The organism is Ruegeria hyattellae (assembly GCF_041537925.1).
Lineage (GTDB): Bacteria > Pseudomonadota > Alphaproteobacteria > Rhodobacterales > Rhodobacteraceae > Ruegeria_C.
In genome coordinates, this window is sequence record NZ_JBGOSH010000001.1 from 392,820 (window position 1) to 416,690 (window position 23,871).

At 59.6% G+C, this 23,871-nt stretch carries 21 protein-coding genes, 1 tRNA gene and 1 pseudogene; 3 read left to right on the top strand and 20 right to left on the bottom strand.

Going from position 1 to position 23,871, the window contains the following annotated elements:
- Positions 1-5: 5 nt before the first annotated feature.
- From AB1E33_RS01895 to AB1E33_RS01925, 7 genes are all read right to left on the bottom strand, one after another.
- Complete coding sequence (locus AB1E33_RS01895; protein WP_372575559.1) at positions 6-1,760, bottom strand: FAD-dependent oxidoreductase; 1,755 nt, start codon at positions 1,758-1,760, stop codon at positions 6-8.
- A 2-nt stretch (positions 1,761-1,762) separates the two neighbouring features.
- Complete coding sequence (locus AB1E33_RS01900; RefSeq protein ID WP_372575560.1) at positions 1,763-2,821, bottom strand: branched-chain amino acid ABC transporter permease; 1,059 nt, start codon at positions 2,819-2,821, stop codon at positions 1,763-1,765.
- Positions 2,821-3,675 carry a branched-chain amino acid ABC transporter permease gene (locus AB1E33_RS01905; protein WP_372575951.1) on the bottom strand — a complete coding sequence of 285 codons (855 nt, stop codon included), beginning with the start codon at positions 3,673-3,675 and terminating at the stop codon, positions 2,821-2,823. The genes AB1E33_RS01900 and AB1E33_RS01905 overlap by 1 nt, the downstream gene beginning before the upstream one ends.
- A 5-nt stretch (positions 3,676-3,680) precedes the next feature.
- Entirely contained in the window at positions 3,681-4,388 is a 708-nt protein-coding gene (locus AB1E33_RS01910) for an ABC transporter ATP-binding protein (protein WP_372575561.1), read from the bottom strand.
- The gene (locus AB1E33_RS01915; RefSeq protein WP_372575562.1) at positions 4,388-5,107 is read right to left on the bottom strand and encodes an ABC transporter ATP-binding protein; all 720 of its coding nucleotides are present in this window, start codon (positions 5,105-5,107) and stop codon (positions 4,388-4,390) included. Before AB1E33_RS01915 ends, AB1E33_RS01910 begins: the two co-directional genes overlap by 1 nt.
- 85 nt (positions 5,108-5,192) lie before the next feature.
- Positions 5,193-6,467, bottom strand: coding sequence for an ABC transporter substrate-binding protein (locus tag AB1E33_RS01920; protein WP_372575563.1), 1,275 nt, complete (start codon positions 6,465-6,467; stop codon positions 5,193-5,195).
- Positions 6,468-6,496: 29 nt separating this feature from the next.
- On the bottom strand, positions 6,497-7,567 hold the full coding sequence (locus tag AB1E33_RS01925; protein WP_372575564.1) for a maleylacetate reductase: 1,071 nt from the start codon (positions 7,565-7,567) through the stop codon (positions 6,497-6,499).
- Positions 7,568-7,649: 82 nt separating this feature from the next.
- Here AB1E33_RS01925 and AB1E33_RS01930 point away from each other — a divergent pair, with 82 nt between their 5' ends.
- Positions 7,650-8,597 carry a LysR family transcriptional regulator gene (locus tag AB1E33_RS01930; protein ID WP_372575565.1) on the top strand — a complete coding sequence of 316 codons (948 nt, stop codon included), beginning with the start codon at positions 7,650-7,652 and terminating at the stop codon, positions 8,595-8,597.
- 200 nt (positions 8,598-8,797) lie between these two features.
- Here AB1E33_RS01930 and AB1E33_RS01935 read toward each other — a convergent pair whose 3' ends face one another.
- From AB1E33_RS01935 to AB1E33_RS01955, 5 genes are all read right to left on the bottom strand, one after another.
- Entirely contained in the window at positions 8,798-9,877 is a 1,080-nt protein-coding gene (locus tag AB1E33_RS01935) for a class I SAM-dependent methyltransferase (RefSeq protein ID WP_372575566.1), read from the bottom strand.
- Between the two features lie 18 nt (positions 9,878-9,895).
- Positions 9,896-11,464: an efflux transporter outer membrane subunit gene (locus tag AB1E33_RS01940; protein WP_372575567.1), complete on the bottom strand. Its 1,569-nt coding sequence runs from the start codon at positions 11,462-11,464 to the stop codon at positions 9,896-9,898.
- 27 nt (positions 11,465-11,491) lie between these two features.
- Positions 11,492-12,637, bottom strand: coding sequence for an HlyD family secretion protein (locus tag AB1E33_RS01945; protein WP_372575568.1), 1,146 nt, complete (start codon positions 12,635-12,637; stop codon positions 11,492-11,494).
- Positions 12,638-12,653: 16 nt separating this feature from the next.
- On the bottom strand, positions 12,654-13,028 hold the full coding sequence (locus AB1E33_RS01950) for a DUF3302 domain-containing protein (RefSeq protein WP_372575569.1): 375 nt from the start codon (positions 13,026-13,028) through the stop codon (positions 12,654-12,656).
- A 259-nt stretch (positions 13,029-13,287) separates the two neighbouring features.
- Positions 13,288-14,607: an MFS transporter gene (locus AB1E33_RS01955; protein WP_372575570.1), complete on the bottom strand. Its 1,320-nt coding sequence runs from the start codon at positions 14,605-14,607 to the stop codon at positions 13,288-13,290.
- A gap of 252 nt (positions 14,608-14,859) precedes the next feature.
- On the opposite strand from AB1E33_RS01955, the pseudogene AB1E33_RS01960 reads away from it, so the two are divergent.
- Positions 14,860-14,967 (top strand): annotated as a pseudogene (locus tag AB1E33_RS01960) (ArsR family transcriptional regulator); the annotation flags it as partial.
- 66 nt (positions 14,968-15,033) lie between these two features.
- Here the strand turns inward: AB1E33_RS01960 and AB1E33_RS01965 are convergent.
- From AB1E33_RS01965 to AB1E33_RS01985, 5 genes are all read right to left on the bottom strand, one after another.
- A tRNA-Ser gene (locus AB1E33_RS01965) sits at positions 15,034-15,123 on the bottom strand.
- A gap of 56 nt (positions 15,124-15,179) precedes the next feature.
- Positions 15,180-15,902, bottom strand: a complete 723-nt coding sequence (locus AB1E33_RS01970) for an alanyl-tRNA editing protein (RefSeq protein WP_372575571.1) — start codon at positions 15,900-15,902, stop codon at positions 15,180-15,182.
- Positions 15,892-18,318, bottom strand: a complete 2,427-nt coding sequence (locus tag AB1E33_RS01975) for a DUF3772 domain-containing protein (protein WP_372575572.1) — start codon at positions 18,316-18,318, stop codon at positions 15,892-15,894. Before AB1E33_RS01975 ends, AB1E33_RS01970 begins: the two co-directional genes overlap by 11 nt.
- Before the next feature lies 1 nt (position 18,319).
- On the bottom strand, positions 18,320-19,354 hold the full coding sequence (locus tag AB1E33_RS01980) for a cysteine synthase A (protein WP_372575573.1): 1,035 nt from the start codon (positions 19,352-19,354) through the stop codon (positions 18,320-18,322).
- A 280-nt stretch (positions 19,355-19,634) separates the two neighbouring features.
- Positions 19,635-20,090 (bottom strand): SRPBCC family protein, encoded by a 456-nt coding sequence (locus tag AB1E33_RS01985; protein WP_372575574.1) that lies wholly within the window; start codon positions 20,088-20,090, stop codon positions 19,635-19,637.
- 111 nt (positions 20,091-20,201) lie between these two features.
- On the opposite strand from AB1E33_RS01985, the gene AB1E33_RS01990 reads away from it, so the two are divergent.
- Entirely contained in the window at positions 20,202-20,894 is a 693-nt protein-coding gene (locus tag AB1E33_RS01990) for a helix-turn-helix transcriptional regulator (protein ID WP_372575575.1), read from the top strand.
- 134 nt (positions 20,895-21,028) lie between these two features.
- Here the strand turns inward: AB1E33_RS01990 and AB1E33_RS01995 are convergent, their stop codons facing one another.
- The 3 genes from AB1E33_RS01995 to AB1E33_RS02005 are packed head-to-tail and all read right to left on the bottom strand — an operon-like array spanning position 21,029 to position 23,830.
- A complete protein-coding gene (locus tag AB1E33_RS01995) occupies positions 21,029-22,138 on the bottom strand; it encodes an NUDIX domain-containing protein (RefSeq protein WP_372575576.1) in 1,110 nt (369 codons plus the stop codon).
- Positions 22,139-22,163: 25 nt separating this feature from the next.
- The gene (locus AB1E33_RS02000) at positions 22,164-22,604 is read right to left on the bottom strand and encodes a TrgA family protein (RefSeq protein ID WP_372575577.1); all 441 of its coding nucleotides are present in this window, start codon (positions 22,602-22,604) and stop codon (positions 22,164-22,166) included.
- Between the two features lie 17 nt (positions 22,605-22,621).
- On the bottom strand, positions 22,622-23,830 hold the full coding sequence (locus AB1E33_RS02005) for a class I SAM-dependent methyltransferase (protein ID WP_372575578.1): 1,209 nt from the start codon (positions 23,828-23,830) through the stop codon (positions 22,622-22,624).
- Between the last annotated feature and the right edge of the window lie 41 nt (positions 23,831-23,871).

Genomic DNA, 23,871 nt, shown 5'->3' on the forward strand with positions numbered 1-23,871 from the left:
CACCCTCACTTGGCCAGAATTTGCGACATTACGCGGCGAAGTTCGGCCTCCGGGTCTTCCGGTAAGCCGTCGTGACGCCAGCACACGTGCTGATCGGGTCGCGTCAGGATGCACCCGGTGTCGCCGACTTCGCGGGCGCGCGCCCAGTCGCCGACATGATCGATGTAGTGTTGCCGGGGGCCAATGACGTGTGCCTCGATGTCCACGCCCAATTCTTTGGTCAGCTTCGCTGCGGCATCTACCCAAGCCTCACCACCCAGCCCGGTGAACACGGTGAACACACCATGCCCGGCTAGGTCCAGCGTTGAATGCTTGCCGCCATCCACATCAAACAGCCAAGCATGTGGAATACGCGCGCCCGGCCATGTGGTTGGCTGGTAATGCAGGTCGGAATCCAGCCTGAAGTCCGGCTCCATCTGCCCATCCGTCACAATCGCGTCCGAGGAATAGCGTTGGTTCATCTCGACCCCGTGTGCGTCAAATTCGAACTTCTTGAAGGCAATCGCCTCGTTCAATGCTGCGCGTTGGGCTTCGGCGCTGGCGTCCGTCCCACAGCGAGCATCCATATTGGCTTTGATTTTCTCGATATCGGTACCGCCGGTCATCCCCAGCGCCTCAAAGATCGGGCCAAATTCACCGATGGATTGGTTTGCGCGGGTGACGATCTGTTTGGCCACCGGCGCGCGTTCAACCGTGTAACTTTCCAGCAGCCGTTCACCTGCCTGACCTTTCAACACCGCCGCAAGTTTCCATGCCAGATTGAAACTGTCCTGGATCGAAGTGTTTGAGCCGAGCCCGTTGGACGGCGGGTGCCGATGCGCCGCGTCGCCCATGATGAACACCCGGCCCGAAGACATCTTTTCGGCGTAAGAGTTGTTTACCGTCCATGTGTTGGCGCTGAGCAGGTCGATCTCCAGTTCCGGATCACCGACCAACTGGCGCGCCACATCGGTTGCCATCTTCTCATCGACCTTGGGTGCGGGTTCATTAATGTCGTAACCCCAAACGATCAGCCATTCATTCCAGGGCCGGATCATGCGCACCAGCCCCATACCGATGCCGCCAACATCCGCGCCGGGCTGCATGATCCAGTAGAGGACAGACGGGCGATGCGCGACGTATTTGCTCAAGTCCGCCTTGAAAAGAATGTTCATCGACCCGCCGACACCCATCTGCCCGGCGATCGGCAGGCCTTCGTTTTCCGCAACCAGCGAATTGCCGCCATCCCCGCCCATAAGGTACTTGGACCGGATCGTAAAGTCCTGCCCGGTCAGCCGGTCGCGGCAGGTGGTCGAGACCCCTTCAGCGTCCTGTACGTGGCTTAAATACTCCGTGCTCATCCGCGCTTGCGTACCCCGCGAACAGGCGGTCTTGAACAACAGCGGCTCCATCATGGTCTGGGGCAGATCGTTCATGAAAGTAGGGGAAGACAGCAGATGCTCCGCCTTGGAAAGCGGGTGTGTGCCCCAGCTTCTCATGCGCCCGATCTCTTCTCCGGCGAGGCTTTCGCAAAAGACGTTCTCGCCCATCAGTTCCTGCTCGGTCGCGAACATGTAGGCCTCGCCCTCGACCTCTCGTCCAAGATCACGCAGCACCTCCATCGTGCGCTGGTTAGTGATATGCGCGCGTGGGGTGTTGGCAAGCCACCGATAGCGGTTGATGGCCATATTCTCGATCCCGTAGGTCGACAGTAGCGCTGCGGTGGCGGACCCAGCCGGGCCGGTTCCAATTATCAGCACGTCTGTTGAGATATCGGCCATGATTAATCCTCCAGTTGTTCGAGTTTGCCACCGGTCAAATGGCGACGGATAGGAAAGAGATGCGCGCCGGTGCGCTCTGAGATCAGCCCCCAAAGTCCACGCGGTGCGACGAGCATGATGACAATGGCCAGAACACCCAGCGTCATCAGATACCAGCTGCCGAAATCGGCCAGCAGCGATTGCAGGGCAAAGAAAATCAGCACGCCAAGAATTGGGCCTTCAATGGTGCCTATACCGCCGATCACGACGATGAAAATCACGTAGGCCGTCCAGTCCGTCACGCTGAACGCTGCGTCGGGCGAGATCCGTGCTTTTTGCATGTAGATCAGCCCGCCTGCGAGGCCGGTGCCAAAGGCTGAGGTGAGGAAAACGACCCACTTCATGCGGCCTGCATCGACGCCAACGGACTTGGCGGCCTCGGTATTGTCGCGCACGGCGGCCAGTGCCAACCCGCGTCGGGTGCGCAAGAGCCAGTAAATGCCACCGATGGCTGCCAGCGCCAGGGCGAGAGCCAGCCAGTAGGCGAGGATGTCCCGTGCGGCGGAGGTCTTCACGTCGAAAAGCGTCTTGATCGTTTCGGTAAACCACATCTCGCGGGTGGCAGAACGCGGCAATGACGTACCGGTACCCCCTCCCAACGTCTTCCATTGCGCGACGAGCAACCGAAAGACCTCGGCAATGACCCATGTGCCGATGGCGAAGTATGCGCCGTTCAGTCGGAAAGCGAAAAAGGCCGTCGGTATCGCAATGATCAGTGCTGCAACCCCTGCCAACAGGATCGACGGCACTGGGTCCAATCCCCACAAGATGACTGCACCAAACAGCGCATAAGCGCCCATGCCAACAAAGGCTTGCTGACCGATAGACACAAGGCCACCATAACCCGCAAGCAGGTTCCAGAACTGCGCGAGAACCAGCATGGTCAGGATGAAGAACATATCTTGTATTGTGCTGCGCCCTGCAAAGAACGGCAGCGCAATCAGGACAACGATTGCGATCGCCGCTGCAACGCTGAACGCGGTTGAAGCTCGGGTGCGGGTTTGAACGGAATAGGTCGCCATCAGTCATTCGCCCTTGGAAAAAGGCCCCTGGGCCGCACCAGCAGCACCGCCAGGAAAGCGAGATGGCCGGCAAGAATTTGCCATTCGGGGTTCAGCGCTGCACCAACGGTTTGCGCCACACCGATGATGATCCCACCCACGAGTGTTCCCCACAGCGATCCGAGCCCGCCAATGATCACTGCTTCGAACGCGTAAATCAGGCGCGCAGGACCAACATTTGGGTCGAAGTTTGCGCGCAGCCCCAGATAGAGCGCGGCGATTGCCACAATGACAAGAGCGATGCCCGTCGCAGTTGCGAAAATGTTGGTGGGTTTGATGCCCATCAGGCTCGCCGTGACTGGATCATCCGACGTGGCGCGAAACGCGCGACCCAGCGACGTCCGATAGAACAACTGGTTCAAACCCACGATCACGGCAATTGCCGATACGAATGTGAGCAGCGGCATAACGCCGAGGTTCAGCGGCCCCACTGATACAGACGCGGTTGTAAGCGCATCGGTAGGCAGGCGTTGGCTATCTGCGGAAAACCCTTCCAGCAAGGCGTTCTGGAGCACGATGGACAAGCCAAACGTCACCAGAAGTGGCGGCAAGATGTCGTCACCAAGCGTCCGGTTCAGTAGAAATTTCTGTAAAACCCAACCCACGGCGAACATCACAGGCATGGCAACAAGCAGCGCGATGAAGGGGGACAGCCCTAACAGAGTGACCAGCACCAGGATCAGATAGGCTCCCATGACGATCAAATCTCCATGGGCAAGGTTCACCAGCCGCATGATCCCGAACACAAGGCTAAGCCCCGCAGCGAACAATGCATAAAGCCCCCCCAACAGGACGCCCTGCACAATTGTATCCACCCAGATCAATGTCCTGCTCCGAAATAGGCGTCGTGGATTGCGTCACGGCTCAACTCGGACGGCGTGCCTGACAGCGTCACGCAGCCTTCCATCATGCAATAAACACGGTCAGCCACGGCCGTGGCCTGACCGATATCCTGCTCAACGATGATGATGCTGGCCCCCGCGGCCTGAATCGCAGGCACGGCTTTGTAGATGTCCTTGATGACGACCGGTGCGAGGCCAAGGCTGATCTCGTCACATAGCATCACACGCGGATTGCTCATCAATGCGCGCCCGATGGCGACCATCTGCTGTTGCCCGCCCGACAGGGCTGTGCCGGGATTGTGACGACGCTCTTGCAGGATGGGAAACAGGTCATAGATCGTATCCAACGACCAGTGCCCACCGGTCTTGCGCCCATAGGTGCCAATCACCAGATTTTCCTCCACCGAGAGCGAAGGAAACAGCTTGCGCCCTTCCGGCACCATGGCCACGCCCTGCGCCACTATCTCATCCGCTGGCAAGGCGCCTATATCGCGACCGTCAAAACGGACCATGTCCGCTGCGTTCCGCAACACACCGGAAATCGAGCGCATCAGTGTGGTTTTGCCCGCTCCATTTGCGCCGATGATGGCCACAGTTTCTGCGTCGTTAAGCGCGATATCGACGCCGAACAGGGCCTGAAAATCCCCGTAGCTGGCGGTGAGCCCTTTGGTTTCGAGCAGGGGCATCAGACGTCAATCCCCAGGTAGATTTCCTTGACTTCTTTGGACCCCATGATCTCGTCCGGGTCGCCGATCCCGATGACCTTCCCGAAGTCGAGCACCAGAAGGCATTCCACCACCGAGATCAGCGCGTGCAGCACATGTTCGATCCAGATGATCGTGACGCCCTGTGCATGAACGTCCTTGATCGTGCGGATCAGCGCCTGGCATTCGCCTTCGGTTAGACCTCCTGCGATTTCGTCCAGAAGCAACAGCTTGGGGTCCGTCGCCATGGCGCGGGCCAGTTCCAGCCGCTTCCGTTCCAGTAGGCTGAGCCGACCTGCTGGTGTATTGGCCCGGCGCAGCAATTCGGTGCGTTCCAAAACATCGGCGCAGTCGTCGAGCACCTCTGCCTCGGACTGGTTGCGCCCGTGGGTGGCAGCAACCAGCAGGTTTTCGAAGACGGTCAGCTTTTCGAAGGGCTGCGGGATCTGGAAAGACCGCCCGATGCCAGTCAGACACCGCTCCATCGCGGAGACATGGGTGACGTCACGACCCTGATAGTTGATCGCGCCCTTGTCAGCGCGCAGATTGCCCGTGATCAGGTTGAACAGCGTCGATTTGCCAGCGCCGTTCGGGCCGATGATACCAAGCGCCTGACCTTTGGGCACCTCAACCGAGACGTCATCCGTCACGGTCAGGGCCCCAAAACTCTTGGAGACGTTCTGGAGTGCAAGCATGGTCATTCGGTCTGTTCTGTCCCGGAGCCTGTCCGAGACCTCCTGTTGAGATGTGGTCAGTGGCCCCGGGTCAGGCCCGGGGCACTTGCGTTCAGCTAATGGGTTCCATCGTGCCCCCGGTGGGGATGCTGGGATGGTCGGAATTGTCCACGATCACCAGATCGTAACCGCCGCCGTCCTTAAGCCGCCATTGTCCGCCGACCAGTGGCGTCTTTGCGACATTCTGCGCGGCAAAGGGCGGCAGGCCCGCGCCGTCAAACGCGATGCGGCCCACGATGCTGTCCAGTTGCGACGCTGCAATTGCCTCCGCCACGGCATCGCCATCGCCCGTATCGCTGGTCCGGCTCATCACGTCCGCAGCCATCTCGAAAAGCGCATGCACGAACCCGATCGGCTGCGTCCATTGCTTGCCAGTCGCGCTCGAATAGGCTGCTGCCAGATCGCCCGCCGACTGCCCGTTGAGAGATGAATTGAACGGATGAGTCGGCGACCACCAAACCTCAGAGGACAAGTTGTGCCCTTGATCCCCCAACGCTTCGACCGCTTGCGGGAACAGGATCGCTTTGCCGATACTGGCAGCCTTGGGGTTGAAGCCCTGCTGCTTTGCTTGCGTCCAGAAGGTCGTGAAATCCGGCGGGATTGGCACCCCTGTCACAATCTCGGCGTTGGCTTGTTTGAATGCGTTGATCTGTGCGCTGAAATCATCCGTCAGATTCTGGTAGCGGCCAGTATCGACAAGCCCGTAACCCTGTTCAGCAAGCACTGGCGGAAAGCCAACATTCGGATCACCCCATGCGTTGCCATCCCCATCATTGGGAAACAACGCACCGACTTGCTTGTTGGTGTCCAACTGGTTCCACATCGCCGTGAACGTCGATATCACGTCCTCTAGCCCCCAGAAGAAGTGGAAGCTGTAGTAAAACGGCTCCCAATAGCCGGGATCGCCTGGGTTGCCCTGCTGACCGATGAAATACGGCTGCCACGGGGCAACCGTTGAAATGACGGGGACTTCCTCTGCCTCGCAGGTTGTGGCCACGGGGTTTGTCGTTTCCGGTGTTGAGGCGACCAGCATGAGGTCGATCTCATCGTCCAAGATGAGCTCTTTGGCGACTTCGGCAGCACGGTTCGGATTGGATTGGCTGTCCTTGACGATCACCTCGAAATTCGACCCAGCATCTGAGCCCAGAAAGCCATCGATGATGAATTGATCGGCTTCCGAAAAAGCCGCCAGCGGGCCCGACTGGGGGCTCACGTAGCCCAGCTTTATCTTGGCGCCCTGCGCAATCGCCGGCGCGGCCAATCCGCCAGCAACCAAAGTCAGGCCAGTTGCGGCAGAGTTTTTCAAAAGCGTACGTCTGTTGATCATTTTGTGTCCTCCCTCGTGTCACGACTGTCTTAGAATGCGGGTGCGTCGCCCGCCCACGCCGCCTGCAGCAGCGCGCGAATGTCATCCCGGGTCACGGGCTGTGGGTTTGGGTATGGTTTTTGCGTTGCCAAACTGGCGGCGCGGTCCAGGTCGGCCTCACTCACGCCAAGGTCGCGCAACGCCAGAGGCGCGCCGAGAGATTTGGCAAATTCGTACAAAGCCGCACCCGGGGGGTCGCCCTTCAAGATGCGACTGATCGGAGTCAGTTCGCTGGCCGCCGCTCGCGCATTGTAGGCAATGGCGTGGGGCAGGATGATGGCATGCGTGTCTGCATGTGGAAGATTGAAGGAGCCACCCAGCGTATGGCAAAGTTTGTGATGCAGCGCCATGCCGACCTGGCCCAGAACGGTCCCACATGCCCATGCGCCCCTTTGCGTCGCTTCGCGCACGTCGAGGTCTTCAGGCGTCGCCACGACCGCGGGCAAGCCCTGCACAAGGGTTTCGAGCCCTTCAATGGCCAATTGATCCGTCGCGGCGTTGCGATTTTCGGCATAAAGCGCTTCGGCAGCATGGGCCATCGCGTTCAGACCCGAGGTTACCGTCATGCCAATGGGAAGCCTGGTCACCAATTCCGGATCATAGAGAATGACTTCGGGCAGGACCTTTGGATCGCTCAGCGTGGTTTTTACGCCGTTTTCGGTTTGCCCGAGGATTGGCGTCGCTTCGCTTCCCGCATATGTGGTTGGCACCGTGATTTGCGGGAGATCCGTGCGGTAGGCGAGTGCCTTGCCCAATCCGATGGTCGAGCCGCCGCCCAAGGCTATCAAGCAATCCGCACCAGAAGCTTGCAAGTGCTCCAGTGCATCTTCGGTCACATCTAGAGGTGTGTGCATGGTCGCTTTCGTGTAGATGCCGGCAGCCAGTGGGCCGAGCACTTCACTTGCTTCAAACGCCAAATCACTTTGCTGCGGCGTCGAAAGAACCAGAGCCTTGCGCGCCCCAAGGCGGCTTACCTCGGATGCCAAATCCCTTCGGATGGCACGGCCAAACCGAACCCGTACTTGTTCGCTTCTGTGATCTTTCACCCCTGGTTCGGCCACATCGAATCCCCCTCGACCCGAAGCTAGCCAGCGCGATATCGCATGTTGATAATACTTCCGCACAACAATATAGCATTTTGCTATGCTAATTGACCCAAGGCACCTTCACATCCTTGCAGCCATCGTCGATTCCGGCGGATTGAGCGAAGGCGCGCGCAGTCTTGGGAAATCGCAACCCAGCTTGTCGCGCATCGTTTCCAACCTGGAAGCCCGGCTGGGCGAGCCGCTATTTGTAAAGGGCCGACGCCCGCTTGAGCCCACTGAATTGGGCGCAAAATTAGCCGTTGAAGGCCGCGCTATCGGGCTGGCAACCCAGACAGCCCAAGAGATTGCCGCCCAGTTTTCGACAGGCCACGCAGGATCCATCCGCGTTGCTGGCACGCCAATTTTCATGGACGGCGTTATCTCGACGATCATCGCGGGCTTCCAAGACGCCTATCCCGAATTGCGCATCGATCAAAGCTATGGATACCCCGATGAGCTGATCGACGCGCTTCGAGCAGGAACAATCAACATAGGCATTTGCCCAATGGAGTTTGCAGACGTTCCTGACGACATGGACTTTCAACGTATTCTCAAGGGGCGAAATGTCATCGCGTGCGGCGCTGCCCATCCACTGACAAGAAGTAAGTCGTTCCGCCTGGAAGACATCTCAGAATACCCATGGATCACCCAACCTGCGGGAAGCCCATTGTTTCAGGATTTGCGGGACGTACTGGCAAGCATCGGCGTTTCGGATTTCAAGGTCAGCTATTCTGGCGGGACGCTATCTTCTATCATCAACGTGCTGGCAGGCTCGAAGGCGCTCACGGTTCTACCTTTTTCCGTTGTCTACATGCAGCCGAAGAATACGATCCATGCACTCCCAATTCGAATTGAGCATCCCAAACGCGAGTTGGGGTTGCTTTGGAGCAAGGAAAAGGACCATTTGCCAGCGGCGCGGCAGTTCATCCGGCACCTGACCAAGCAATTTGATGGTGTTTCGCAGGCTATTGCTGAGCGTCAGCGTCAAGAAATCTGGCGAGAATAATCTACCAGAACAGCTTTGAAGAAATCCTCGATCACCGGCACAGCATGTCAAAACTCCTTGAGACCTTGTTGGATGGTCGGTTTCAGAGTGTTCAAGGCCCTATCCAGCGAGAGCCGACTTTTGCCGCAGTTCTGCAATGTGGCTGGTTTGGGCTTATGGCAGTCATCTGATGTTTCTACGAAAACTCGCCACCGAGACTCCTAGCCCCTCCGGGTCAGCATCACACCCATGGCGATATAGTTGAACGGATAGCGGTCGGGTGTCTCGCGGACGCGCTGTTCGGCGCGGGTGTAGACATAGCGCACCAGCGCCTCCAGGTCCGCGTTATCCGCAAGATTCAGCCGCAGCGAGGTCTCGGTGAAGGCGCGGAAAAAATCGGTATAGGCCTTTGCATAGGCCGCCACATCGCCATTCTGATTGAAAGCCTCGACGAACGAGACCGGGATCTCATAAAGCTCGGAGCGGTCCAGCGCAAACAGGCCCGCCAACTCCGATCCCGCCTGCCCGAACGGGAAAAGGACCTCTTCCAGCGTGCGCATATAGACCGGCTGGTAATAGCGCGCATAGGCCTCCTGCGTCAGCATCCCGGCATTCAGCGCGTCCAGCACCGCGTCGTTGAGCACGTCATAGATGCCGTCGCAGGTGCGCAAGCACTCACCGGCACCAAAGACCTCGATCAGCAGCTTGCCGCCTGGCGCAAGCTCGGCGGCACGAGCGTTGGCGAAACTGCGCAGATCGGCATCGGCCTGTTGCGCGAAAGCGGCCTGTTCCGCAGCGCTGACATGGCCGACGGGGTTCAGGTCGCTGGGGCCGTTTGGAAAGATGTAGCCCGGCAGATGATCCAGCGGCCTGCGGCTGAGAAAGCCGATGGCATTGAATGTCATCGCGATCTGCACAGAGCCCGGAGGCAGCAATTGCCGGAACATGGTGCCACCCACGGCCGAGGAATAGACATGATCGGCCTCAAAGGCGCGCCCGCCGTCCGGGTTCAGTCGGTGGAGCAGGCCCGAAAAGTCGTTGGTCGGCAGATCGCAGTGAATGGTGTGGATCGGCCGGTCGCTGCGCGCCCGCAGCGCCGCCACAAGCCGTTGCATCACGGCGACAGAGTTCCGACCCTCGGAGCAGCCGAAATCGGCCAGCGTGATCGCGCCGCTGCCAGGCAGGTCCAGCGCGGCAGCGATCTCCTCCAGCCAAGGCAGCACATGCGCCGTTGCCTCCCATTGCGGGGCGGAATTGCTGTCGTAGAAGCCGTGCCCGACCATCCCCTTGGTGACTTGCATGCGCGCGCGCTCCCAGTGCTAACGGATGCTGGCCCCTTCGGGGTCCTGGCTCAGCAGATCGCCCCAATCGGTGCGGTAGGACATCTCGGCCAGCACATCCGAGGGCAGGAACTCACGCCCCTGCCGGATCTGCCAGCCGCCGCCAAGCCCCTTGTAGATCGCCACCAGATTGTTCGACACGGAGGCCCGCGCCTGGATCAGATCAGCATCGGCGCGCAAGGCCGCTGACAACGCGTCTATAACGCGGGAATAATCCTGCGTACCGCCTTGATACTGATCGATGGCGATCTCGACCGAACGGTCCGACGCCTTGACGCTTTGATCGTAGAACCCGACCTGCTTGCGCGCCTGCGTGTAACCGACCATGGCATTCTCGACCTCGGAATAGGCGGTCACCACGGTGTTCTGGTAATTCGCGATTAACTCCTGATAGGCGGCGTCCTGGGCCCGTACATTGTCCTTTATCCGGCCATAGTTCAGCACGTTCCAGACCACGCCCGCGCTGGCAAGGCTGGTGGTTCCGGAACTGTTGAACAGGTTCTGATTGGCCGAGGCCTGCAACCCGATGGAGCCCGACAGGATGAACTGCGGATAGAGATCCGCCATGGCGATCCCCACCTGCGCCGATTGCGCGGCGGCCTCCAGTTCGGCGGCGCGGATATCGGGGCGGCGGCGCAGCAATTCGGCGGGAACCCCCACCGTAACGATCTTGGAGCGCGCCGCCGGAATGCGCCCGGTGCCAAGCAGCGAGGTCATTTTCGACGGGGTCGTGCCGAGCAGTACGGCCAACGCGTTCTTGGCCTGTTGCAGATCGCTTTCCACCTGCGGCACAAGCGCCTTGGTGTTGTTGAGCAGCGTCAGCGATTCCTGCACGTCCAACTCGGTCGTCACCCCGTTATTGAACCGGACCTGTGCGATATCGGCTGCCTTTTGCTGCAGCTTGATATTGCTCTGCGCGACACGAAGGGTTTCCTGCAAGGCGCGGATATTGATGTAGACCGCAGCAACATCCCCGGTCAGCGTCACCAGCGCGTCATCATAATTGGCGACCTGCGCGGCGAGGTTGGCCTTGGCCGATTGCACACCGCGGCGCTGCGCGCCCCAGACATCGGCCTCCCATTTTGCATCAAAGCCGATCTGGTTGGTGGTGAAATCCGTATCAAACGGCACCACCTCGCGAATTTCGCGAATGGGGTCCAGATTTTCGCTAACCACGCGTCGTGAGGTCGACCCACCCACCGCCTGCGACTGCGGGAACAACTCGCCAAAGGCGATGCCCAACTGCGCTCGGGCCTGTAATACGCGTGCCCCTGCGATCTGCAACGAGAGGTTCTGAGCATAAGCCTCGCGGATCAGCTTGTTCAGAACCGGATCATTGAAGTTCTTCCACCACTCGACCACCGGCTCGCTACGCGCGGTCAAGCCCGAGCTCTGACTGACGCTGGGGCTGTTGGCCTCGATCCACTGGTTCATGACGGGCGAGTTCGGGCGCACGAAATCTGGACCGATCGGGGCGCAGGCGGCCAGCGCCCCGGCGGCACAAAGCATCATCAGCCTGCCACGTGTCTGTCTGCCCCTGCCTGTCATGCCCTGCCCGCCTTTTCTTGTATGGCCTCAGATATCGAGCGGCCTGATGAAGTTCGCGAAGGAATAAAGCCGCATGTTGATGCGCCTGAGGAACTCGAAACTCTGACCCTTGCCGGTGTAGATTGCCACAGCCGCATGGCCACCCGCCGGAAATGTGTGTCCCTCGGGCAGATCGACCTTGATCTGCACCGCGATATGACCCGGCGCCTTGGGCAGAACGAAGCCCGGTAACCGGCCCGAGGGCAGATATTGGCCTTGCCGTGTGGCCCACCAGACGGCCTCGACCTCACCGTTCAAGATCTCGCCCGGATACAGGTCCAGCGCCACCTCGACCGGTTGGCCCGGCTCGACGAATTTCAGGTTCTGCTGCCGGTAGGAGGCAAGGATATAAGGGTTGTCATCGGTCACGAAACTAGCGATCGCGCCCAGGCGGATTTCGCCAACCACCAGACCGGGTCTGGCCTGTTGCGAGACGATCATGCCATCCTCGGGCGCGTAGATCGTGGTATTGTCCATGAAATACTGCGCCTCGACCAGTTGCGCTTGGGCCTGCGCAACGCCGGTATTCACCCCGTCGATCTGGGATTCCTGGGCCAGCTTGGCCTTGGCCAGATTGGCGTCGGCCTCATGCACGGCGGCAGTATCCTCGGTTACTTGTTCGTTCCACCGATCCAAGTCTTCCTGCCGCGCACCGCCCTGAGGGACAAGATTCTGATAGCGCGCCTGCTGGGTCTGGGCGTAGCTGAGCTGCGCCTTGGCGCGTTCCACCGCCTCGCTCGCCGCGATCACGTCCTGTTCGAGGATTTTGGCATTTTGCTCGGCAGCGACCAATTGCGCCTTGGCCGAAGCCAGTTGTTGCGAAAATACCGTGTCGTCGAAACGGTAGAGCGGCTCGCCCTTCTTGACCGGCTCATTCGGTGTGACCAGCACCTCTTTCAGCAACGTGGGCTGGGACAGGCGCGGCACGAGCTGGATGGTCGAGCGCACCACGTGGCTGTCAATCGACATCGGTTGGAAAAAGCGCAGCGCCACCAGAAAGATCAGCAGCAGATGTGCGCCGACCCAGAACGAGACAATGCCCCAGGCGATGTTGAACTTCAGCCACTGCGCCTTGAAGAAGACGAACCAGACGAAGATGATGTAGAAAAGCGTGATGCAGAGCGCGACAAACATTTTCTGTTAGATTTCCCTAGCTCTTGGCACTGTCATCAGGGGACGCATCGCTGTCCCCAGCCTCGCGATACTCTTCATTAACTTCGCCACCCAATCTTTTGATTTCCCTGCGGATATTCTTACGTTCATCTTCAGGCAACCGGCGCAGGTCGACCGTTACGCCATCATGGAAGGCCCACATGAAGGCATGGACCCAGGGCACAACGGCCAAAAACCCCATCCAGCCCATGATCTTGACCGCTTCGGCATGGGGGTGGTTGCGCTTGATCGCGATGCGGCCCGGTAAGCCCATCAGGAACAGGAACAGCCCCATCACCGCCGCCAGAATCAGGATCAGCGCCAGAAAGGTCAGGTAGTCGTAATGTTCAAGCGGTGCGCCAAGCAGTCCCATGGCATCCCTCCTGTGTTGCAGCGGCGCAGGTCACCTGCCGCTCTCGGATTCGTTCAGCAATGCGCACTCCACCCGTCGAACGGCACAGGTTTTCCTGCCCTGCCGCACCCGGCAAAATGACCAACAAAGAAGCTATCATACCCTCGATCAACCTCCTGCGTGGCTTGTGCGCCATCGTCTTTTGAAGAACTGTGTCACCCGAGGGTTGTCTTGGCAAGCATCACGGCCGTGTTTGGGTGAATTCCACTGCGCCGGTTCATCACCTGTTGGGATCAGTACCTGCGCCCTCTGGCGCTTCCTCAGGTGCGCGCGCGGGCAGCACCCAAAAGGTGAGGATTGCGGCCAGAAGGCTCACCACGGTGATAATAACAATCGCCCAGACAACCTCTGCCGAATGGGCGACCGCAGCAAGCGCGGCGGAAATGGCGACAATGGCGATCCGGGCCAAGCTGGTAGAGACAGCTTTGGCGGCGATGCGCTGCTCCTTCGGGGCAACTTCCATAAAATAAAGCGAGCGCGCACTCCCCAGTCCCGTTACCGCGACGGTCACCAGAAACAGCGAAACCGCATGCACATGGATGTCATGGTCTACTCCCGTATAGTGCAGCACCACCAGCGCGCACCCGGTCACCGCAACCATCAGGGCCGCCACCGCCATCACCAGCTTTAGAGAAAATCCGTTCAGGACCCGCCAGAGCGGCGTCGCCACCAGCACCGCCGCCGCTGACGAGATGATAAGGGCGGTCAACCCCTTGGCTGACGTATGATGCGCCTCGGCCGCGATCAGCGCGAAGAACGGCACAGACAGGCCCACGACCACAAACGACAGGCGAATGACCATGAAATGGCGGAACCAGGGCTCGGCAAACAAGTCGCGAGCGCGACGGAAAAACCCGGTCATCGCCCATGGTTTGTGACCGCCCGGCGCAGGCGTAGCCCCATCGGTAATGGCCGTTTCGCGAAAGGCCAGCATCGAGATCGCCGACAGGACAAAACACAGCACCCCGATGATCACCACGGTGGAATGCCGTGACAGCGCTGCGGAGTCCTGCATCAGTTGATGAACAAGCAGCACCAGCGCGATGGTCCCCGCCCCGCCGATGGCCTTCTGAACATAGCTGACCTGCATGCGGCTATGGCGGTCGACATTGTCGCTGATGAAATCAGTGATCAGCAGCGCTTTGATTTCCTCCAGCACGCCGATCAGGAAAATCGCGACGACAAAGGCGGCAATCGTGGCAGTGCGGTCGCCCTGCAAGGTGACGACAATGACCAGCAGGAAACAGACCGCCACCGCGATATCCGTGCTGATGATGGCACCTTTCTTTTTGGGCAGGCGCGCAATGCTGTCCGAGACGAAGATATCACCCAGCGTGCCCGCTCCGTGGCGGATCGACACCAAAAACCCGGCCAGGAAAATCGGCAGTTCAAGCGAGACCGCCAGAAAGGTCAGCACGATCGAGGGGCTGGCCATCGACCAGGCCATCATGTTGAACGCACCCTGCCCCGCAAGGATCGGAACATTTCGGCGGGCAACCGCTGCGGTGTCTGCCTGTTTGATGTCCTGACGTGTGGTCATTGGATGTGAATGGCTTTCGGGGATGGCCCTCGGGATGGCATTTAGCGAGCATAAGAACACGTTCTCACAAAGGGCAGCGCTATTTCGGATCGATAACCACAGAGAGAGTGCAAAAGCAGCTTTCCGTCTGCAACCGCGTGCGGGGTTTGCTTTCAATATTTTCTAATATTCTCAGGAATTTAGGATTCACTTCTATTAAACCGTCATTTCGACCAGAGCCATCCGCAACGAACGGCCATCTTTCGCCTGCTGATCCGGCGCTGCCCCGATGAGGTCCCAGCCGAAGAGATTGCGCGTGTGCTGGGGTTGAGGGCCAGTACACCCTCGGTTTACCTCTCGGCGCTCAGCCAATGCGGGCTGATCCGGCAACGCCTCACTCATCGATTGCGTGTTCGAGGTGATCTTATTTCATTTGGCAGGGAATTGTGGCGGAGAGACAGGGATTCGAACCCTGGAGACGGTCTCCCGCCTACACACTTTCCAGGCGTGCGCCTTCGACCACTCGGCCACCTCTCCGTGCCGCGCTGTTTGGCCGATCACGCAAAGATTTGCAAGAGGGGAATTCACCCCCCTCAGCCATCCAGATGCAGATAGACGCGGCGGTTCTGTTTGCCCTTTTTCTCGATCTTGCCGAGGCGGATTTTGCCAATCTCGCCGGTGCGCGCAACATGGGTGCCGCCACAAGGTTGCAGATCAACCTGATCCACGCCCTGCCCGATCCGGACCAGCCTGATCCGGCCTGCGCCACGCGGGGGTTGTACCGACATGGTCTTGACCAGCCCGGGGTTGGCATCCAGTTCGGCCTCAGTGATCCAGTCCTCGCTGACCGGCAGGTTTTGGTCGATCAGTCTCTGCAACTGGGCCTGCAGCGCCTCTTTGTCCTGCGGTGCCTCGGGCAGGTTGAAATCCAGTCGCCCTTTGATGGCACCGACCGAACCGCCCGTCACTTCAAGCGGGATCACCACCGACAGCAGATGCAGCGCGGTGTGTACCCGCATATGACCATAGCGCCGCGCCCAGTCGATCTCTTGCGTGACCTGCGCGCCGATCGGCGGCAGGTTGCTATCCGCCTCCGGCACCAGCGCGATGCCACCGCCTTCGTCCTTCACGGTGGTCGAGATCGCGATACGCCCACCGTCCCATTCCAGAACCCCGCCATCGCCCGGTTGGCCGCCGCCCGTGGCATAGAACAGTGACCGGTCGAGCAGGACGCCGCCCTGCGCGGTATGGCCGATTACCTCGGCGGATGCCTCGCGCAGATAGGCGTCGGTGCGAAAAAGCAGCTCAGTAGTCACCGTCGCCATCCCCGTCCATGTCGGGCTCGGTCAGGTCCATCGGCTTGGTCGAGGCGGGTTGCGGGGCCGTCGGCGCGGACTGAGGTGCGCTATCCTTTTGCTGCGCCAGCGCTTCGGGATTGCGCAACCAGAGGTCGCGCTGGGCAAACGGAATCTCGATGTTTTCCTCAACAAAGCGGCGGTTGATCTCGTGGTTCATGTCGGACTTCACCGACAGCACCCAGTTCACGTCCCGCAGGATTGCGCGGATCTCGAAATCCAGCGAATCCGCGCCAAAGCCCTGAAACACAATGCTGGGCGCGGGATTGGCCAGCACCATCGGATGGGCATTGGCGATCTCGTCCAGAATGGTCTCGACCTTGCGGGTATCGGTGCCATAGGCCACCCCCACCGGTACAATAACCCGGCCCACCGTGTCACCGCGGGTATAGTTGGTGACCGACTGGCTGATCAGGTCAGAGTTCGGCACAATCACGTCGGTGCGGTCGAAGGTTTCGATTCGGGTCGAGCGCACCGAGATGTCGCGGACATAGCCCATCTGCCCGTTCACATCGATCCAGTCGCCCTTGCTGATCGGGCGCTCGATCAGCAGAATGATGCCGGACACGAAATTCGACACGATCGTCTGAAGCCCAAAGCCGATCCCGACCGACAGGGCACCGGCAACAATGGCCAGCGACGACAGGTTGATCCCGGCACTGGTCACCGCCACCACCGCCGCCAGCGCGATACCGACATAACCGGTGCCTGCGACGATGGCGTTCTGACCTCCAGCGTCAAGCTTGGTCTTGGGCAGCAGCGAATTGCGCAAACCACCCTGCAACAGGCGTGTGACCATGTAGCCGATGACGAAAACGAGGGCAAAGGTGACGAAGCTGCCCGGTGATATCTGAACCCCGCCCAGCGTCACGCCTTGCCGCGCACGGCTCAGGACCTCCAGCAGGTCGGTGCTGCGCGCGCCCCAGATCAGCGCGAGGATCGGTAGCGATCCGATCGCCAGGACAAACCCCGCGATCACCGAGAACAGCGAATCCCGGCCCGCATCGCCGGTGCCGCTAAGCCAGCCGTAAAGATTACCCAGAAACCGCTGCACGATGAGGTTGATCGAAATCAGCGCGAGCGTCTTGATCGCCGGGAAAATGACCCCCTCGGCGGCGTGCATATAACCCAGCGCCGCGGCCACCACAGAAAGCAAGCCAAGCACGATCAGTATCCGCCGCACCTGACGGAAGAATCGCGACAGTCCCGAACGATGCACGGGCTCTACCGACTCGGTTGCCACGCCCATTTCGCGCATCGGGCCAAGCCGCTGCATCCGCAGCAGCACAAGTGCGGACAGAAAGATCACCGGAAAGCCGACAACCGCACGCGTCGCATCGGACACGTTCTCGATCCTGTCGAATGCCGCCAGCAGGTCGTTCAGGATCAACATGACAGCCAACAGATCAATCACCAACCGCAGTTCGGCCATGCGCACACGGCTCAAGAGCGGCTGCTGGTCCTCGTCGCGCAGCACCAGAAGCTGCCGCCCGATCCAGTCGAAAACGAGAAAGATCGCCGCCCAGTTGGGAACCTGATCCAGCAGGAACTGCCCTCGCACCCCGACGACACTGGTGGTCGAAACCGCCGAGGTCAGCAGCACAACGCCCAGCCAGGGCAGAAAGATCCGCGACAGCGATACTACAAAGGCCCAGACCCGCCGACCGCCGCCCTTGAGCGTGCGCAGATAGGCGCCCATCCGCTCGGACCAGACGCGCCCGCGCGCGATCAGCAACAGCCCGAACGCGGTCAGAAAGATGATCGCGGGGTAATGATTGCGAAACTGGACATGAACCACATCGGTCTTGAGATTGGCCGCCACCTCGTGCCAAAGCCCGCCCAGAGCCTGCTTCACATCGACGACCGCCGCCGGCCAGAGATCGGGGTTGAGCGGGGACGGCCCGCGCGTGGTGAACTCTTTAGTTTGCCGCAGGCGGATGATCCGGTCGATCTCTGTAATCAGGCCGTTGGCCCGGTTATAGGCTTCTTCCGAGATGATCCGGGGCACCCGTAACGCGTCGAGCTGCGATTGCAGATGGTCGCGCAGCGTGGCGATATCCTCGGGTTCCTCGCTGCCGTCCTCCGGCTTTGCCCCAAGCGCATCCAATTGGCTTTGTAGGGTCTTTATACGGTCAGAGTTGCCGCCCCGCACTTCGTTGAAGATCTTCCTGTAGCCATCCACTTCGGTGCGCAGCTTTTCAAGCGCGGCATCCGAGGCCCGACTCGCCTTGACCGCTTCCTCGGCTCGGTCGGCGGTCTTGAGCCAATCCTGATAATAGTCTTTCTGCCGCTCGGAAAGCTGGGCCGAAGCCGTTCCGGCCACCGCCAGCAGAAACACCGCAAGTCCCGCCGCCAGGAACCACCGCAGGGCTGCCATGTCAGACGTCCTCGAACACGCCCGGGATCGAGCGCGGCGCCTGGGTCATCCAGCCCGGCACCGGCAGGCCCTTGTCGCGCAGGAAATCGGGGTTGAACAGTTTCGACTGATAGCGCGTACCATAGTCGCACAGCACCGTAACGATGGTATGCCCCGGCCCCATCTCGCGCGCCATGCGGACCGCGCCCGCCACATTGATGCCGGTCGAACCGCCCAGGCACAGCCCTTCATGTTCAAGCAGGTCAAAAACGATCGGCAGGGCCTCGGCATCGGGGATCTTGTAGGACATGTCCGGCCGGAACCCCTGTAGGTTCGCCGTTTCGCGCCCCTGCCCGATCCCTTCGGTGATCGAGCTTCCCTCAGAGGCGAATTCACCGGTGGTGTAGAAATTGTGGATGGCCGATCCGTCGGGGTCAGCCAGCGCGATCTTCACGCCCTTGGGCTGCAGCGCCATGCCGACACCCGCAATCGTGCCGCCCGAGCCCACGGCGCAGACAAAACCATCCACCTTGCCGCCGGTTTGCTCCCAGATCTCCGGCCCGGTGGTTTCCAGATGCGCCTGTCGGTTGGCGACATTGTCGAACTGGTTGGCCCAGATCGCGCCATTGGGTTCGGTCCGGGCAAGCTCGGCGGCCAGACGTTCGGAATAGCGCACATAGTTATTGGGATTCTTGTAGGGCGCGGCAGGCACCTGCACCAGCTCCGCACCGGCCAGCCGCAGCATGTCCTTCTTTTCCTCGGACTGGGTTTCCGGGATCACGATCACCGTCTTGAACCCCATAGAGGCCCCCACCAGAGCCAGACCGATGCCAGTATTGCCCGCAGTGCCCTCGACAATGGTGCCGCCGGGCTTGAGATCACCGCGCGCAATGGCGTCGCGGATGATGTAGAGCGCCGCGCGGTCCTTCACCGACTGGCCGGGGTTCAGGAACTCGGCCTTGCCGAGAATCTCACACCCGGTTTCCTCGCTGACACGGCGCAGCCGGATCAGGGGTGTGTGTCCAACAGCATCAGCCAGATCGCGTGCGGTGCGCATGGTGCCCTCAATTCTTCGGTTTCACCCATGTGGTGTACCCTCGCCCCCCGCCGACCTCAAGCAGAGTTGCGCGGCTCTGGAAATGCATGGGCCATAGACGGTCCCACAAACCTCGAATAACTCAATCAGACAAAGTTGGCTGCGAAAAACACACGCTCGGACCACAGATCAAGGCTTGGCCAATGAACTCGCTGCAGGCGGAAAACGTTGTCTGGAATCCGGACATTGTTGCCATTGATCGCTGCTTAGCCAATGGCTGCTTGTGACGTTGCGTAGTTAATTATGCATGTTGATTTGACCGCACTTTGTCAGCCAGCCCATTCAGATTGCCGTCGATGACTTTTCCCATCATCATTTTCATCATCGTCTGGCCCATGAGCCACCCCAACGGCCCGTACTTCACGCGGTAGTCGAACGTCCATATTACCTTTGACTGACCTCCAATGGGTGTGATGCGCACTTCTGAACTGGCTTCGCGAAGCGGCATTGCGGCCATTTCCGACAGAGCAACCGTAAATCCTTCGCCCGGCTTCCATGCCGTCACTTCCTCGACCACAGATGTCCCATTTGCAAATTTGTTCCGTCGCTTTGATCCCAGGCCGTCATCACCCTCTGTGAGGGCATCAACAGACGCGATCTGTGGCGCGAACTCATCAACATGCATGTAGCGCCCGAGGACCGCCCAAACTTCGTCAGGTGTGGCATCAATCGAGAGTGTACGTTCGAAATGGATCATTTTTTTGCTCCTAGCAGTTCTACGGACATCGCCCGCATATGTGATTTGGATCCTCAATAAGTTTGCCCTACTGCCACCGTTGTGGCAGCAGTGTGACAGCAGGAGGAAGAAATGCGTCGCACCGAACGGCTTTTCCAGATTATTCAAATATTACGGTCAACCCGATCACCTATCACTGGGAGGGAACTTGCAGATGAATTGGAGATATCGATACGCACACTCTACCGCGATATGGCAGAGCTTGCGGCGCAACGTATTCCCATCACAGGTGAGGCAGGCATGGGATACGTGCTGGACGATGGTTACGACATGCCCCCGTTAATGTTGACGGCTGACGAGTTGGAAGCGGCAGCTTTGGGCGCGGCATGGGTGGCGTCTGAGGCTGACTCAACATTGGCAAGAGCCGCAAGAGACCTTGTTGCTAAGCTGTCCGACACGATCCCAAAGGAGCTTCGCCCCGTTGTTTTGGACGCAAGCTCAAAGCCGATCAAAACGCGATCAAGCGTCAAAGAGAACTTCGACAGCGCCCTCTTGCGGCATGCCATCCGAGAGCGTTACCGACTTCAATTGGCCTACACAGACAGCAAAGGTGACATGACAGACCGGGTCGTTTGGCCCTTGCTGATCGCGTTTCTGGATCGAAGCCGGTACTTGGTTGCATGGTGCGAGACTCGTGATGGCATCCGTCACTTCAAGACCGACAGGGTGCAGGAACTCAAGGTGTTGGGCGAAAAGTACTTAGGACGAAGGGCAAAGCTGATCAAAGAATGGGAAGATGCGATGGCGAAGCGCATGCAGAACTGACGTTGAAGCACATTGCAGCATCATACAGTTTGGGCTTTCAGCTGACCTTGGCAACTTTGAGAACGCAACTCTCGAACAAAAGAAGAAGCGTTTCTTCGGCATAGCCTCTCTCTTGTGGCCGTCTGCCGTTGGCATCAGCACTCAGCACGCAGTCTTTCCCGGTGCCGGGCTAGCCAGTGGGCGATCGACATCAGTGGCAGATCTTTGACCTGATGCGCATCCACCTGCGCCATCATGTCTTCGAAGGACAGGATCGCGCTGCGGATATCCTCGCCTTCGCTGGCGAGCCCGCCATTCTGGGTGGTTTCGGTCAGATCAGCGAGACCTACAAATAGATGCAGAAACTCTGTCGACGACCCGCTGGAGGAATAAGCCCGCCCGGCGCATTCCAGCGCATGCAACTCGATATGCGCCTCCTCACGTGCCTCGCGATAGGCGGCCTGTTCGGGCGTCTCACCCGGATCGACCATGCCCGCCACCGGTTCCCACATCCAAGGAGCCGGGTCACCACCCATGTAGACCGGCGCGCGGAACTGTTCGACCAGCAACACGCAATCGCGCTGCGGATCATAAGGCAACACCACCGCTGCCGCGCCTTGCATGAGCGCGCTGCGGCCCAGCACAGGGGTCATGTCACCATCGTTGCGGCGGTGCTGTACCTGCATCTCGTCCAGGGCGAAATAGCCCTGATAGGCGCGGGTATAGGACTGCACGATCACATCGCGGGATTGCGGGACCGCGCGCGTCTCAGCGGCGATCCGGGCCGCCGCGCGCATCCGGATCGCGGGAAAGCTGCGCGCCACGTCTGCGGCGCTGCGGCGACCGTAAAACGCCATCACCTCCCGCGCGGCATATTCCGACAACCTACCCCAGTCTGAGACCCAGCCCGTCAGCGACCAGGGTGCGCTGGGCTGCCACAAGTCAGGATCGGGAAAGAAAAGCTCTGCCGGGGCGCTAGTTCCGCCCTCACACGCGATTTGATTGACTGACAGAGCATAGTCGAATCCCCCCTCATAGAATTCGATCCGAGCGAGATCATCCGCCGACAACCCCCGTACCATCAATCCGGGCGCGAATTGGCCGGGAGCCGCGAGGATCATCGGAAAGGGCTGACCCTCTACCGCAAACACTGCGTGGTCCGGCAATCGGGCCGGCACCATATCGATCTCGTCCGCAGAGCGGCCCAACACGATTTCCAGCAACGGCTGATGCCGCAGCGATCCATAAAAGAACAGGTTTTTCAAAACAATGTGACCGTCGGGTGAAGGGTTATCGCCATCTGCGCCATGCAAACTCGGTGGCCAGACCGGCGAGGATGCCGCCGATCAGCAGTGTCCAGATAATACTGGGAACCGCGATCGTATAGGCGTAATCGATGCCGATCCGAAAAATCGCCCCAATCGCCTCGAACGGGCCATCATAGCGGTTGCGCATCGCCTGGCGCACCATCTCGTAACAGCCCTGTACAAAGAGTCCCCAAAAAAGCAGCACCACCACTCCGGTGATGCCGTTATTGATCGCGTTGGTGATCCCCCTGCCAGCTCGCTTGCCCATCACGATCCAGCCGACAAGCAGGCCGAGACCGATATTCACAAAAGTGAAATAGCCGAAGTCCAACCCCTCGGGCATCAGCGGAATAATCTGCCCTGACACAATGAAGGCGATCAGCGCCAGGCACGTGGCGGCGACGAGACGGGCGGCGTCGGGCATGTTGTCCTTGATCCTGCTCAGCTTGGTCTTGCTAGCGTAATCTGTGTCACATCGCAGGTGCCGGTGTCAAAGGCCGCCCCGCAGGAGGTCAGGTAATAGTTCCACATCCGGCGGAACCGTTCGTCAAAGCCCAAGGAGGCGATCTGGTCCCATTTCTCGTTGAATGTCTCGTGCCAACGCCGCAGAGTCAGATCGTAACTTTTGCCAAATTCCTTCGAGCGCACGAAAGTCAACCCGGCCAGGTCCACCTGTTGACGCAGGATTCTCGGGGCTGGCAGCATACCACCGGGAAAGATGTATTTCTGTATGAAATCAACGCCGTTTCGGTAGATCTCCCAGCGCTTGTCGGCCACGGTGATGATCTGAAGCGTCGCCTGCGCGCCGGGCTTGAGCCGGTCGCGGACAGTCTTGAAATAGACCGGCCAGTATTTCTCGCCCACCGCCTCGAACATCTCGATCGAGGCAATGCCGTCATAGCTGCCCCGTTCGTCCCGGTAATCCTGTAGCTTGAATTTCACCTGATCGGATAGACCTGCTTTTTCAATGCGCTGTGAGGCAAAGTTCAACTGTTCCTGGCTGAGGGTCAGGCCAGTGACCTGCAGGCCACGCTCTTTTGCCGCATATTCGGCGAACCCGCCCCAGCCGCAGCCGATCTCAAGGATATGATCGCCGGGTTTGGCACCCATTTCGTCGATCAGGCTGGCATATTTTGCGATCTGCGCCTTTTCCAGGCTTTCCTGCCCGGTCTCGAAGATCGCGCTGGAATAGGTCATCGTGTCATCCAGCCAGGCCGCATAGAAATCATTGCCCAGATCATAGTGATACGAGATGTTCTTCTTGGCCTGTTCGCGATGGTTGCGATGCAGCCAGAAGCGCAGCCGTTCATAGGCACGGGCCAGAATCTGTCCGGTAAACCCGTCATAGACGGTTTCATTTCCCATATGCACCAGATCCATGAAGGCGCGCAGGTCGGGTGTGCTCCAATCCCCTTCCAGATAGCCATCGGAAAAGCCCAGATCTCCTTCGCGGACGAGCCGGGCAAAGATGTCGGGATCATGTACATCGATCTGCGCCACCGGACCGGGCATTTTGCCCTCGGAACGAAAGACCCGCCCGTCCTGCAAAACGATATCGAGGCGCCCGGCATTCATCTGCTCGAGCATTTTCATGACATGCGTAAAATATCTGGGCAGGTTCTTTTGCCCGTGGGTCGAGGTCAGGATCATCCGCTCTCCTTATCGCGGTGCGTTACAAGGCTAATTCGAGT